The following is a 14,296-nucleotide window of genomic DNA, read 5'->3' on the forward strand; positions in this document are numbered from 1 at the left end:
TTTATATTAAAGTTCAAACAGAGCCGGTCTCTGTGTCACTTCATGGTAACAAACACTATTTTCATCAAAGAAATGGTAGACAAGACTTTTTCTCGTTCTGTTTTTATCTGTGTGAGGTTCTCCGCCGTGAAGAATATTGGCATGCCAGATTAATAAGTCTCCTTTTTTTGCTTTAAAAACTTCTTTCTTTAAACCTAATTCTTTTACTTTATCTTCAAGAAATGTTTCGTAGGCTCTGTAGCTTTTCTTACCAATTTTCAAAGATGTCCCTTCATTATCGTAATCAGAATTCAGGAAGTAAGGAAGTTTGTGGCTTTTAGGAATATAATGCAATGCTCCGTTATTTTCATCCACATCCTCCAGGGCAATCCATACTCCCAGCAATCCTCCCAATGGATATGTGGTCATGTGAATACTGTCAGAATGGGTTTTCTGCTGGCTACCGTTAATAAAATTGATACTTTGGAAAAGTTTTGATTTTCCGTCTAACAGAATAGATAAAAAATCTAACAGTTCTTTATCACTTCCAATATTTTTAATGATTTCTGAATGATGAATCGCAAACATCAGCTTACCGCCGTATATGAATTTCAAAGTCCCATCTTCCATTAATTTATCAATTTCAGTATTGATTTGATCCGCCGTTTCCGGAGTAAGGAAATTTCTCAGTATCATATAACCATTTTCATCATACTGAAGAGCACTTTCTTTATTTTCTTCGGAAAGCTTTTTAAAAAAAGGAGTTTCCTTGAGTTTGGTATCATCTAGTGTTCTTTCGCTAGCCGGAAGGTGCGCAAAATCTTTACTCGAAATACTTGAAAAATAGTTCTTATTGATTCCGTATTTTTTATATAATGGAATATTATGCTTTAATTTATTCTTTTTAAATAAGTTATAAAGCATGTATGATAATTTGTACTGACGAATCTGCTGTAACATAACTGTTTTACTAAGGATTTTATAAAGTTACGGAATATTAGTTAATTAGAACCAATCTAAACAATGCTTTTCATCATAAAAAAGACTTTCCTCTTAATACAAGATATCCTAACTTTTTGAAGAGGTTCTTTTTTGAATTCTCAATAATTCCGTAAGGTCTTAATTCGGGACGAAATCCTCTGAAAAACTCTTCAATATTGGGTAGTTCTCCCCCTTCAAAATCAAAAACATGAGTTTCTATATTTTCTTTAATGAGATGATCGATCAATACGGATGCTCCTGATAATTTGACATAATCTTTATCATTAAAATTTCCTAAAAGCGCTACCATATTACTATCCGAATAAGTAGCAATTACGTTAACAATTTTATGCTGATAGTAAAAAGCTGTAAATTTCAGATATCCGGACTTATAAAAGCTTTCAAAAATCCTCATGAATTCAGACAGATCATGGTCTTTATTCAAACCTATAGTATTGGATTCAATAAAAGTTTTTGCTTTTTCATAAGAAATCATTTTAATTTCTGATTCTTTTAAAACAGCTTCATCTAACCGAAGTTTTCTTTTTCTTTTGGGTGAATATTTCGAATAGACTTTCTCATAGGCCTCAGGATATAATAAAAAGTTTTTCTTGATTCTGATCTTTGTACGAAGCTGATTGACATCGTTAAAAGGATACGCCCTGATCATGTAATTTTTTTCCAGATATTCTAAAAAAGCCTCATTTAGATCTAAATCATCTTTGCCGGAAAAAACACCAAGCTGCTGACAAAGTTTAGGATTGTGTACAATTTTCATCCCATATTTTCTTACAAAAGGGATAGGCATTACCGCTTCATAATCCTTATAAACAAGAATTTCCCAAGGCATTGTAGAAGTAGTGTCTAAAAAGTATTTTGTAGCAGAATATTTTCTTTGTTCGGAATTTTCTAAACATTGAGCGTATTTTACAAAATCAATTTCATGATATTTCAATCTTCTAATCATAATAATCCTGCGTCTGAGAAACTAAAATAAGAATCCTGTGTGACAATAATATGGTCTAAAAGCTGAATACTTAATGTATTTCCTGCTTCTTTTATTTTCTGTGTGATATTGATATCTTCCCGACTTGGTTTTAAGCTTCCGGAAGGATGATTGTGGGCTATGATAATACCCGTTGAAAAATGATCCAATGCTAACTTATAAAGAGTTCTCACATCTACAATAGATTGGCTGATCCCGCCCTGTGTGAGCTGAGATACATGAATCACTTTATTGCTATTATTAAGAAAAATTGCCCAAAACTCTTCTGTTCTCAGATCAGAAAGCTGGTTTCTGAGAATTACATAAGCATCATGACTGTTTCCAATAATTGTTTTTTCAGGAATTTCCTGTACTGCCCTTCTTCTCCCAATTTCTAAAGCTGAAATAATTGAAATGGCTTTTGATTCTCCGATACCTTTGAATTTCATCAGATCTTTGGCAGAAAGCAAACTCAATTCATGCCAACTGTTATTGACAGAGGCTAAAATTTTTCTTGCTAATTCCAAAGCATCTTCCTCTCTATTTCCGCTGCCCATAATAATTGCTAAGAGTTCAGAATCAGAAAGTGAGCTTTTGCCTTTTTGCAAAAACTTTTCTCTGGGTCTGTCATCTTCGGCAAGGAGTTTTATGGCCATGGAAAAATAGTATAGATGAATAGTATCAATTAATAAAAAGCATATAAAATGACAGGTTTTGTAGACTTATCAATATATTTTGCTGTTTCTTTAAGTGCATTTACTGAAAGCATCGGGCATCCTAAGCTCAGACATGCAGGAGTTTGTGATTCTGTGTCAGGAATACATCCGTAAGAATGAAGAACTATTGCTCTTTGCAAGGCGTTGCTATTGGTAGCATCCAGCCCTGCCAGGCGATAAGCTTTACCGAACTTTCCTATATAGCTTTCTCCAATGACATATTTTCCAAGAGACGACTGATAAGAGCCTTCAATATTGCTGAATTTCAAAGCATCCGATTTTGCTATGACAGAGCCTGAACCATGAGAAACGACAGCCTGCTGCAGAATTGTATTATTTTTCAGGTTGTAGATAAAATAACGATACTTCCCGGAAGGAATTTTAAAGTTGATAAAAACAGCCAGTTCCTGATTGTACTCTTTTCCTTTAATATAATTTTTAATCTCTGAAATTCTTGTCTCAGGAATACCCAATGGGTTCAACTGCTGGGATTCAGCTTTTGAACAGGAAATTATAATTAAAAAAAGAAAAATAAAGTGTTTCATCATCCGGTTGTGTATACTACTCTATAATCATTCCGTCTTTCATAACGAGCTTGCGGTCTGTAATTTCTGCAAGATTCGGGTTATGCGTTACAATAACAAAAGTTTGATTGTATTTATCTCTAAGATCAAAGAACAATCGGTGAAGATCATCTGCATTCTTGGAATCAAGGTTACCGGTAGGTTCATCCGCAAAAATGATTTTCGGAGAATTAATTAAAGCTCTTGCTACAGCTACCCTTTGTGCCTCTCCACCTGAAAGCTGGTTGGGTTTATGATTCAATCTTTGTTCAATCTTTAGGTCTTCAAATAAAGCATAAGCCTTTTCAAGAGCTTCTCTTTCGTTGGCTCCTGCTATTTTTGTCGGAAGCAAGACATTTTCCAGCGCTGTAAATTCTGGAAGTAGCTGATGAAACTGAAATACGAAACCGATATTCTGATTCCTGAACTTCGACAGCTGCTTATCATTCATATTAATAAACGACTCTCCTGCTATTTCAATCTCCGTATCATACTTACCAGATTGGGTTGGATGATCCAGCGTTCCTAAAATCTGCAGCAGTGTAGATTTACCTGCTCCTGATTCTCCCACAATAGAAACCACCTCTCCTGTTTTGATATGAATATCAACTCCTTTCAGTACTTCTAAATTCCCATAAGATTTATGGATATTTCTTGCTTTAATCATGATTCAAAAGTAGTGAATTGCCTGCAAATAAAAAACCGCTTTTTGAAGCGGTTTATATTTTATTTTGTTTTTAAAGATATCAAATTTCTTTAATCCATTTATAAGGGACTTTTCTATTAATTTTTTTAATTATTTCTGTCTTATTTTTTTTGTAAAAACTTTTGTAATATAAACTTTTTTCTAAACCCATAAGGTTTTTGAAACCTTAGGGGTTTTGTTAGGAGTCTCCATTTCTATTTACCAAAAAACAGAAAAACCTCCTTGGAGGTTTTATTTTATTGTTTTGTTAATACCATTTTTTCTTGTGGTAATAGAGGGACAAAGCTGCTGAAATTTGGACATTTTGCAGGATTTAAAAGTCCATCTTTATCCTGGGAGTAATACAATGTCATTTCATTAGGATTGTTTTTTCTAGTTTCTATAAATACATTACCGGATTCTAAACAATTATAATTACCAACAAAATGTATTACATACAATCTTTTATTTATATAAGCTATCAACATATAATCCTTTTATAGGAATCATTTTGTCATTCTCTTTTTTATAATAAGCTTTAGGAAATCTTTCCCTTAGTCTTTTTTTAGATTTAATAATATAAGAAAAATTTTCTTCAAATAGCATTGGTTGAAAAATAACTTTATTCATTAATTTTTTATCTAATCTAATATCATTCCCTCTAAATGCCCATTTTCCATCAATTGATTTTGCAACAGTCTTATATTCATATTTTGGAAGATAAAAACTTCCATCAGATATTTTCTTAACAGATAAAAGCATATACTTATGTTTAGTAAAATTAAAATCCCCATAATGATCAAAAGAAATAAATTCTATTGTATCGCTATCATAGTTACCTCTTAATTTGTATAAAATATGATACTTTACTTTTATTGCATAATCGAGAAATGCAACTTTCATAGTATCATTTTCTATTTTAGGCGGGGAATAACTCTCTTCAGAAATCTTTTCTCCTATGAAAACTATGCTATCTTTTTTTAGTTGCGAAAAAGCATAGATACTGGTAAAACAAAGAAATATTGATAAGATGCTTCTATACATACATTTTATTGTTTTGTTAATACAATATCCTTCGGAAAATTGATAGGAAAATCACCATACTGATCTACATAAGCGTTATGCTGACAGTTAGGATCTATTATACTTGGAAGATATTCAAAATGTAATGTCATTTGATTTCCAGTAAAATTTGTGATATCCAAAGTTGCAGTTTTTCTACACATATTTTTAGGATAGAAATATAGTCGTTTTATATTTCCATTTTTTAAATTAAATCCAATTCCATCAAATTCAGGATGTACATAATCAAAGTTCAAAATTCGATCTATTTCAATATTTCCACTAGAATTAATTACCTTTCTTTCTCCCAAAATCATATCTTTATATATATAATTCGAATTATCTCCTAATTTATATTTATTTTTTCTTAAATCTAAATACAAAGTTTTCCCATTCCATACCCCTTTCCACATACCAACATATTTATCCAGTTCACCATCTAGGTCTTTGTAGTAAGCTCCATTTGGGACATCTTCTTTATAGTTTAAAGGATAAATTTGTGCATTACATGAGATTGTAATAAATACCAGTAATATTGATAATCTGTTTTTCATAATCTGTGTTTGGAAAGAAAACCTCTGGAATTGGAGGCTTTATATCATTGCTTTGTTAATACAATATCCTTCGGAAAATTGATAGGAAAATCTCCATACTGATCTACATAAGCGTTATGCTGACAGTTAGGATCTATAATACTTGGAAGATATTCAAAATGTAACGTCATTTGACTCACTGTAAAATTTGTGATATCCAAAGTTCCAGTTTTTCTACACATGTTTCTAGGAGAGAAATATAATCGTTTTATATTTCCGTTTTTTAAATTAAACCCAATTCCCCAAAACTCTGTTCCCTCACTTCCGAAATTAGAAATTCTATCAATTTCTACAGTTCCGTTTGAAGCTATAATTTTTCGTTCTCCCAATATCCTATCCTTGTAATATGGATGAGTTCCATCACTATAATCCTTAATTTTTTTTAACTCTAAGTACACTGTCTTTCCATTCCATGTTCCTTTCCATAAACCAACATATTTATCAAGTTCACCATCTAAGTCTTTGTAGTAAGCTCCATTTGGGACATCTTCTTTATAGTTTAAAGGATAAATTTGTGCATTACATGAGATTGTAATAAATACCAGTAATATTAATAATGCTTGTTTCATAATTATAATTTTTTAATTCGGACAATCAGCTTCCTGACGTGTTCCATTTACTAAAGTTAATGATGAATTTCCACTAGTTGTGGTTTTATAAAGTTTTAATCCATTCATATTCATTTTATCACTCATAAATTTAAGGAACTCTGTTTCTAACTTTTCCATATTATAAGTTGCATCTCCACTTACATTTCCTACAGTCACTGCCTTATTTAAATATTTATATGTATAATCTCTGTCTAAATCCTCTAATTGTTGTTGTGTATAGCTTGGTAAAGGAGCAGCAGATGTCCCATCGAAAATAAAAGAATAATTTCCATTACTTGTTACCAGGGTAAATGTAAGATTATTTAATGGTATCTTAGGTGTATTCGTAGGTATTGCGTTCCAATTCTGTGCCCAAACAATCCATTGGTTAAAGAAGATAATATCACCTGGTGAAAACATTGGATACAATCCGTCATAATGTGAATGCATTAGTGTTATTGTATTTGAAAATGCCTTAAGATCCACTTGTTGTGTTCCAGGTTTATTTTGTAGTATTTGGTTTTGTAAAGTACCATTAGAATTAGTTCCTATTCTATAACCACTTTCATAGTTATCACTTGTTTTTCCTTCGAGAGAAGTTATGTTATTTTTGAATGTAAGATTAGAGGTTTGTGTTTTCAATTTTGTACAAGGATCTTCTGTTTCTGGCGGATCTGGATACTCATAGCCACCACCTCCACCTCCGTCATCCAGCCCTATAGGATCAAATGTTTTGGGGGTTGTGCCGGGAGTCCATTTACAAATTGTTTCTGAAGTTGTATATGGAGTACAATTAGGCTCATTGTTGGTACATCCTATCGTAATCCATCTTGTACTACACACAAAAGTTGGTGTATTTCTTGATGAAACTCCGGTTTGAGGTTCTGTTTTCTCCCCATAATCGGTGATATTGGAAAAGATAACAGCATGGAAGAAATCAATCATTCTTTTGTCATCTTTTTCAAAGAAATAGACTTTATTTCCTTCCCTTACGGCTTCCATAAGGAGAACTACTCTGTTATCTTTTACTACAGGAACAAGCAGATATTTTTCTCCAAACTGGCCGAAGGTCATAGCATAATCCCAGTACAGCTCACCATATCTGCTTTTTACATGTTCAGCATTGGCTACTTTCATAAATACCTGCTGAACTTTATGGATGTATACTTCGTCTTCCTTCCAGAAGCTTTTTGAAGCAAATCTGGTAGAAGAACTATAAGAGTCTTGTTACGCAGCATCTTCTGCTGAGAATTCTTCGTTCCGGCAACACCATAAAGTGGACAGAATAGCAAACAGAAAGAATAATCGAAAAATAGTTTTTTTCATAGACATTTGGTTTTTATTGTGTTAAATATAATTATTTTTCAAATATGAGAGAAATAAATTATTATTCAAAATCTTTTTTTGCATAATTCTACCAGTATGAAGAAAGAATAGAGGAATTGAAATTACAAGTAAAGGAACTTAATGGAGAAATAAAGATCCTGAAAAAGTAATTTTTAAAATATATTAAAACCAAAAAAACCTCCCGATTTGGGAGGTTTTACTATTTTCAATTCAGAAAATTACAGTAACAAAGTTAATGGACTTTCCAAATATGTTCTTAATGTCTGTAGGAACTGAGCACCTGTAGCACCGTCTACCACTCTGTGGTCACAAGCCAATGAAAGTTTCATGGTGTTTCCAACTACGATCTGACCATCTTTAACGATTGGTTTCTCGATAATTGCTCCTACTGAAAGGATTGCAGAGTTTGGCTGGTTAATGATACTTGTAAACGTTTCGATTCCGAACATTCCTAAGTTTGAAATAGAGAATGTAGATCCTTCCATTTCGTTAGCTTTAAGACCTTTGCTCTTAGCTCTTGAAGCCATATCTTTTACAGATGCAGAAATCTGAGTATATGTCATCTGATCTGTATTTTTCAATACTGGAACTACCAATCCGTCTGGAATAGCTACAGCTACACCGATGTTGATATTTCCTCTGTGAATGATCTTGTCCCCTGCCCAGCTTGAATTTACCTGAGGGTGTTTTCTTAAAGCAATTGCAGTCGCTTTAATAATCATATCGTTGAAAGAGATTTTAGTATCCGGAAGAGAATTGATTTCTTTTCTAGCCTCGATCGCTTTATCCATATTGATCTCAACCATCAGATAATAGTGAGGTGCAGAGAACTTACTTTCAGAAAGACGTTTTGCAATGATATTTCTTACTTGTGAGTTTGGAGTCTCTGTATCTTCACCTTGTACAAAGCTTACTGCAACCGGAGCAGCGCTTGCTGCAGGAGCTGAAGCAGCTGGTTTTGCAGCTGGCTGATAATTTTCAATATCTTTTTTAACGATTCTTCCGTTTTCACCAGATCCCTGAACACTGTTGATATCAACTCCTTTATCCTGAGCCATTTTCTTAGCTAATGGAGAGATTGCTACTCTGTCAGAAGATGAAGAACTGGCAGCCGGAGCAGCTTTTTCTTCAACCTTTGCTTCTGCTTTTTGTTCAGCTGGTTTTTCAGTTGACTGACCCGCTGCTTTTGGAGCACCTACAGCGGAAACATCTGTTCCTGCAGGGCCAATAATTGCCAATACGGAATCTACCGGAGCAGCACCTCCTTCTTCTACACCTTGCTTCAATAATACTCCATTGAATTCAGATTCGAAATCCTGTACTGCTTTATCTGTTTCGATCTCAGCAAGAAGGTCTCCTTCTTTTACTGTATCTCCTACGTTTTTGTGCCATTTAGCTACCTTACCTTCTGTCATTGTATCAGAAAGTCTTGGCATGGTAATAATTTCTACTCCTGCCGCAACTTCTGCAGCAGGCGCAGCAGTTTCTGCTTTAGGCTGTTCTTCTGATTTTTTTTCTTCAGTTTCTGCAGCGGGAGCAGCAGCCCCACCTGTCAATCCTGAAATATCTTCTCCTTCATTCCCGATAATAGCTAAAACAGAGTCTACAGCAGCAGCACCTCCTTCTTCTACACCTACGTATAAAAGGGTACCTTCTATTTCAGATTCGAAATCCTGAACTGCTTTATCAGTTTCAATTTCAGCTAAAATATCTCCTTCTTTTACTTTATCTCCTACTTTTTTATGCCATTTTGCCACCTTACCTTCCGTCATTGTGTCGGACAGGCGGGGCATCGTAATTACTTCTGCCATAATTTATTTTAATTTGAAAATTTAGCAATCTGAAAATTTGAAAATTAAAAAAGGACATAATCTATCACATTTTCAAGTTCTCAAATTGTCAAATTAACTCATTATCTTTTAGTTTTCTAATTTGTCTAAGAATGGATAATCTTCCTGAGCATATACATACTCATAGATTTTTTCTGCATCCGGATACGGAGAGTTTTCCATAAATTCGATACACTCTTCAACAAAGTCTCTGGACTTGTTATCCATAACTTCCAGTTCTGCTTCTGTAGCCCATCCGTTTTCTAAAATTCTATGTTTTATCAATTCGATTGGGTCATCATTTTTATGAAGAGCTACTTCTTCTTTAGATCTATATGGCTCGGCATCAGACATAGAATGTCCTCTGTAACGGTAAGTTCTTGCTTCAATGAAAGTAGGTCCGTCTCCTCTTCTTGCTCTTTCAATAGCTTCGTAAGCCGCTTCTGCCACTTTTTCAGGATCCATTGCATCTACAGCAAGACAAGGCATTTCGTATCCTAATCCTAATTTATAGATATCTTCGTGGTTGGCTGTTCTTTTTACAGAAGTACCCATTGCATATTGGTTATTTTCTACAACAAATACTACTGGAAGTTTCCAGTTCATTGCCATGTTGAAGGTCTCATGTAAAGAACCTTGTCTTGCAGCACCATCACCAAAGAAACAGATGTTTACTGCTTTTCTGTCGAAATATTTATCCGCAAAAGCAATACCTGCACCTAATGGAATTTGTCCTCCAACGATACCATGTCCTCCGTAAAAACGGTGTTCTTTACTGAAAATGTGCATAGATCCACCCATACCTCCGGATGTCCCTGTAGCTTTACCACAAAGTTCCGCCATGATTCTTTTAGGATCTACTCCCATCGCCATTGGATGGATGTGACATCTGTATGCAGTAATCATGCTATCCTTTGTAAGATCCATTGCATGTGTAAACCCGGCAGGGATAGCTTCCTGACCGTTATACAAATGTAAAAATCCTCTGATCTTTTGTTTTAGGTAAAGAGAACGGCATTTGTCTTCAAACCTTCTCCACATTGTCATATCTTCATACCACTTCAGGTATACCTCTTTAGAAAATTCTTTCATGTGTTAGCTCTTGCTTTTTTATGATGAAATAGTTGAGCAAAATTATGAAAAAAACTTTGTTTTTATTCTATACATAGATAACTTTTCGATTTTTCTGCAAAATCTATTTGCGGGCTGTATGGATTATTCTTAATTTCCGACCCCCTGGAAGAGTGATAAAGCTACGTTTTATCCGTTACATTCTTTTCGTCAAATCTTAGAAATCATCCTATCCATAAGACTTTCCCGAAACAACACATAATTCGGAAACATTAGGATTCTTTATATTTCGTTCTCCTATTTCATTCCTCTTTAATTATTGTTAATATATATTTTGGTTATTTCAACAACTTCTTTTCGGGGGAAAAATCTGTAAGTTTCAGGCTTCTGTCTTCAATTTCATTGACGAAATTACCATATTGTTTTGCCGTTCTGGTTTTAATTTCCTTCCATTCTTTATCTGTCATAAATCCTTCCCACGCCATTTTCATTGCATGTTCATCTTTCCACTCAAGCAGGTAAACAAATTCTGTTTTTTCATTGAATTCCGATTCCCAGATCGACACAATGGTAAATCCATATTTCTTCATGATTCTCAATGCATGATCTCTGAAGCGATCCAGAAAAACCTGTTTATTTTCTTTTGGAATTTCATAGATTCTTAATTGATGGACAGGTTGTGGTGTAGAAATATTTTCCCCTGAAACCTTTTGTCCAAAAACTAAATAACCTGATAATATAAATAAGTATGTGAATAGATATTTCATGATAATAATGATTAAAACAGATCAATTAAAATTAAACATTTCTTGCAAAACTTAATACTAATTTAAAGACGCAAAAATATTTCACTCCATTAAAATCAACTGGTAATCAAACAACTTACCCATTAAATCAACTATTCCATCTCATGGTTTTCATTTGATTTTTGAGGTTATAATAGTATATTTGGTTTTTAAACTTGATTATGGAAGAAAAACAATCTTCATTATTACACAAAATTTCAAAAGTCATCTCTGATTTTTTTAATCCTTTGGTCTCTCTTATCATTTTCTTTATCTATATGAGCATCAGAGAATATTCCCTTAAAGATTCTATCCTTTATTTTCTTCCTGTATTATTAATGATCATTATCCCGGTTGTGATATGGCTGGTGTGGAATGTAAAGACGGGAAGATATACCAATATGGATGTTTCCAACCGTGTCCAAAGGAAAACGTTATATATATTTATTGCAGTCTGTGTGATCGCCTATCTTCTTTTTAATTATATCAGAAACGGATATATAGATCTTGTCATGCTATTTATCCTGGTGCTTCTTTTCGCTCTTCAGATCAGCAATCTTTTTATAAAAAGCTCAATGCATACAGCGTTCAATGTATTTGTAGCAGCGCTCTTTTTCTCACTTGACTGTAAAATGGGTCTTGCGTGGCTGGGAATCGCTATTTTGGTCGGAATCACCCGTATTATTTTAAAAAGACATACCGTAAAAGAAGTATTTATGGGGGCTGGAATAGCTTTTCTGGTATCTTTTATCTATCTTTATTGCAATATTCAATTTCAACATTAGAATACTCTATGAAAATAAATCATCTTACTGCCGCAGAAGAAAACTTTATGAAGCTGTTTTGGAGAATGGAATCTTTCTATCTGAAGGACGTTATGGAGCAGCATCCGGAACCGAAACCACACCAGAACACGGTTTCCACTTATTTGAAAATATTAGTTGAAAAAGGTTATCTCTCCACTGTAAAAGAAGGAAGAATCTTCAAATACAGCGTACTTGTTCCTTTGGAAGAGTATAAAAAATTTCTATTGAAAGAGCTTTCATATAACTTTTTTAATAATTCAGGGAAGGAAATTCTGGAACTTTTATTAAGTGAAAAATTAATCTCCCAGGAAGATATGAAAGGTTATTTTGATCTTAAAATCGAGATAAAGCCAGCCAAAATCGAAGAACCTAAGTTTGAAGTAGCTGAAGAAATCCTGAATCCTAAAAAAGAAAAGAAGACCAAAGGAAAAGAAAAAGACAAGGATAAGGATAAAAAGAAAAAAAAGAAAAAAGATTAATCTAAACCTTAAAAACACCAAATCATGAAAACAAAATTCCAGGAAACTCTAAGCCGGGCCAATGAAGTCATTTTCCGATATCCAATGATTTTGGCAATGGCTTTATTAGCTGCTATTGGCACCATATGCATTGTGGAAACGGAGCGTAGTGAAATTACTTCTTATATTAAGTTCACCATTTGTTCCTGCCTCGGAATTTCTCTGATGTTTGCACTAAAAATGTTGTCACAGAGAATCGGGAAAGAATTACTACTACACGTATCCGGTATAATTTTCCTTATAGGTTTTTATTACATTCTGCCTGATAAAAAAAACAGCTTTACAGAAGTTTATGCTTACATCATTGCTGTTACCGCCCTTCTCTCCCATCTACTGGTATCATTTGTTCCGTTTCTGAAGAAAGACAGAGAGCTAAGATTCTGGCAGTACAACAAAAATCTTTTTATCAATATCTTTCTCACTGCCGTATTTACTGGAGTTCTGACAGGCGGTATGGAATTAGCAATCTTAGCCGTTGACAAACTTTTTGACTTTAACTTCCATGACAGAATTTACAGAGATACATTCTTTGTTCTCTCTATTTTTGGAAGCAGTTTTATTTTCCTTTTATTTAATGATAAAGGATTAAATAACCTTGAAAAAGACGGCACCTACCCTGTTGTTTTGAAGTTTTTCACTCAGTTTATTTTAATTCCGTTACTCCTTATCTATGTAACAATTCTTTATTTCTATTCTGTTAAAATATTAATCAACTGGCAGCTTCCAAGAGGCTGGGTTTCTTACCTTGTTTTAGCCTATAGCATTGTGGGTATCCTTGCATTACTTCTGGTTCACCCGTTAAAAGAAGAAAACGCAAAATCCTGGGTCAGAATATTTTCAAAAGCATTCTATTATACCATTGTTCCTTTGATTATTCTGCTTTTCACGGCTATTTTTACCAGAATTTTAGAATATGGATATACAGAACCTAGGTATTTCGTTCTCCTGCTTGCTCTATGGCTGTTAAGCATTGTTGTCTACTTTATTTTCAACAAAAAAGCTACGATAAAGTTCATTCCTGTCAGCTTATTTTTATTTGGCGCTTTTGCATTGATTTTCCCTTACCTTAATGCATTCAGTGTAGCTAAGAGAAGTCAGAAAACAGAATTGATGAATATTTTAAACCAGCATCAGCTAATGAGTGCCGGCAAGATAAATTTTCAGAAAAAAGTTACTGATACTGTTCGTAATGAAATTGCTGATAAATTTGAATTTCTGGCTGAAAGAAGGCAAAGTGAATTCCTATCAGCTCTCCTGAACGAAAAAGATCAGGCTGAATTAGCAGATAATATTGAAAAAGGTACATTTTATAGTATCAATTACGACATTCAGAGTAAGTTCTCAGATGTGAATGTCACCGCAAAAAACAGAGCATATGAAATGAACAGAATCGTTCTTGTTCGTGAAGAACAGGCTGTAGAACTCGGGAATTATCAGTATTTAATTTCTTTCCATCGTTATAGCAGAGATCCTCAAAAACTGAATGATGACCAGTTTGAGCTGACAGATCAGCTGACAGAAGAATCCTCGTTAAAATTAAGTTTAAATTCTAAAGAAGAAGTAGACTTCGGACCACAGATTATTAAATTATTTGAGAAAAATAAAAACAAGAAAGGAAATGTAGTAATCCCCGAAATTGCTATGGAATCTGATTTAGGAAAGTATCACGTTAAACTTATTTTCAGTGAAATTACAAGAGAAAAGTATTCTGACAATGACACTGCCAGTATTTATTACGAAAATGTTTACATCCTTATCAAATTAAAATAAGCATTAAAATAAAAAA

General features: G+C 33.6%; 15 protein-coding genes. 3 read left to right on the forward strand and 12 right to left on the reverse strand.

Annotation, left to right across the window (positions count from 1 at the left end):
• Nucleotides 1-6: 6 nt before the first annotated feature.
• The 12 genes from REB14_RS19570 to REB14_RS19625 form a co-directional block, all read right to left on the reverse strand.
• Entirely contained in the window at nt 7-939 is a 933-nt protein-coding gene (locus REB14_RS19570) for a phytanoyl-CoA dioxygenase family protein (RefSeq protein ID WP_079241457.1), read from the reverse strand.
• A 73-nt stretch (nt 940-1,012) separates the two neighbouring features.
• Nucleotides 1,013-1,927 carry a hypothetical protein gene (locus REB14_RS19575; RefSeq protein WP_079241456.1) on the reverse strand — a complete coding sequence of 305 codons (915 nt, stop codon included), beginning with the start codon at nt 1,925-1,927 and terminating at the stop codon, nt 1,013-1,015.
• The gene (radC, locus tag REB14_RS19580) at nt 1,924-2,601 is read right to left on the reverse strand and encodes a RadC family protein (RefSeq protein ID WP_079241455.1); all 678 of its coding nucleotides are present in this window, start codon (nt 2,599-2,601) and stop codon (nt 1,924-1,926) included. The genes REB14_RS19575 and radC overlap by 4 nt, the downstream gene beginning before the upstream one ends.
• Before the next feature lie 29 nt (nt 2,602-2,630).
• Nucleotides 2,631-3,209 carry a murein L,D-transpeptidase catalytic domain-containing protein gene (locus tag REB14_RS19585; protein ID WP_079241454.1) on the reverse strand — a complete coding sequence of 193 codons (579 nt, stop codon included), beginning with the start codon at nt 3,207-3,209 and terminating at the stop codon, nt 2,631-2,633.
• Nucleotides 3,210-3,222: 13 nt separating this feature from the next.
• Entirely contained in the window at nt 3,223-3,891 is a 669-nt protein-coding gene (locus REB14_RS19590; protein WP_047431228.1) for an ABC transporter ATP-binding protein, read from the reverse strand.
• Nucleotides 3,892-4,374: 483 nt separating this feature from the next.
• Nucleotides 4,375-4,953, reverse strand: a complete 579-nt coding sequence (locus REB14_RS19595) for a hypothetical protein (protein WP_309523038.1) — start codon at nt 4,951-4,953, stop codon at nt 4,375-4,377.
• Between the two features lie 5 nt (nt 4,954-4,958).
• On the reverse strand, nt 4,959-5,525 hold the full coding sequence (locus REB14_RS19600; RefSeq protein WP_309523039.1) for a DUF6705 family protein: 567 nt from the start codon (nt 5,523-5,525) through the stop codon (nt 4,959-4,961).
• Nucleotides 5,526-5,569: 44 nt separating this feature from the next.
• Complete coding sequence (locus tag REB14_RS19605; protein WP_309523040.1) at nt 5,570-6,133, reverse strand: DUF6705 family protein; 564 nt, start codon at nt 6,131-6,133, stop codon at nt 5,570-5,572.
• A 12-nt stretch (nt 6,134-6,145) separates the two neighbouring features.
• A complete protein-coding gene (locus REB14_RS19610; protein ID WP_309523041.1) occupies nt 6,146-7,291 on the reverse strand; it encodes a hypothetical protein in 1,146 nt (381 codons plus the stop codon).
• Nucleotides 7,292-7,719: 428 nt separating this feature from the next.
• Nucleotides 7,720-9,312 carry a 2-oxo acid dehydrogenase subunit E2 gene (locus tag REB14_RS19615; protein WP_309523042.1) on the reverse strand — a complete coding sequence of 531 codons (1,593 nt, stop codon included), beginning with the start codon at nt 9,310-9,312 and terminating at the stop codon, nt 7,720-7,722.
• A gap of 108 nt (nt 9,313-9,420) precedes the next feature.
• Nucleotides 9,421-10,422, reverse strand: a complete 1,002-nt coding sequence (pdhA, locus tag REB14_RS19620) for a pyruvate dehydrogenase (acetyl-transferring) E1 component subunit alpha (protein ID WP_034696713.1) — start codon at nt 10,420-10,422, stop codon at nt 9,421-9,423.
• Between the two features lie 317 nt (nt 10,423-10,739).
• Nucleotides 10,740-11,168 carry an NIPSNAP family protein gene (locus REB14_RS19625; RefSeq protein ID WP_309523043.1) on the reverse strand — a complete coding sequence of 143 codons (429 nt, stop codon included), beginning with the start codon at nt 11,166-11,168 and terminating at the stop codon, nt 10,740-10,742.
• 200 nt (nt 11,169-11,368) lie between these two features.
• Here REB14_RS19625 and REB14_RS19630 point away from each other — a divergent pair, with 200 nt between their 5' ends.
• Genes REB14_RS19630 through REB14_RS19640 form a run of 3 tightly spaced genes read left to right on the forward strand, consistent with a single transcriptional unit; the run spans nt 11,369 to nt 14,280 of the window.
• Nucleotides 11,369-11,971 (forward strand): phosphatase PAP2 family protein, encoded by a 603-nt coding sequence (locus REB14_RS19630; RefSeq protein ID WP_079241451.1) that lies wholly within the window; start codon nt 11,369-11,371, stop codon nt 11,969-11,971.
• An 8-nt stretch (nt 11,972-11,979) separates the two neighbouring features.
• Nucleotides 11,980-12,471, forward strand: coding sequence for a BlaI/MecI/CopY family transcriptional regulator (locus REB14_RS19635; protein ID WP_309523044.1), 492 nt, complete (start codon nt 11,980-11,982; stop codon nt 12,469-12,471).
• Between the two features lie 24 nt (nt 12,472-12,495).
• The gene (locus REB14_RS19640; RefSeq protein WP_309523045.1) at nt 12,496-14,280 is read left to right on the forward strand and encodes a DUF4153 domain-containing protein; all 1,785 of its coding nucleotides are present in this window, start codon (nt 12,496-12,498) and stop codon (nt 14,278-14,280) included.
• Nucleotides 14,281-14,296 lie beyond the last annotated feature (16 nt).

Origin of the sequence: Chryseobacterium metallicongregator, assembly GCF_031324065.1 — a bacterium.
GTDB lineage: Bacteria > Bacteroidota > Bacteroidia > Flavobacteriales > Weeksellaceae > Chryseobacterium > Chryseobacterium metallicongregator.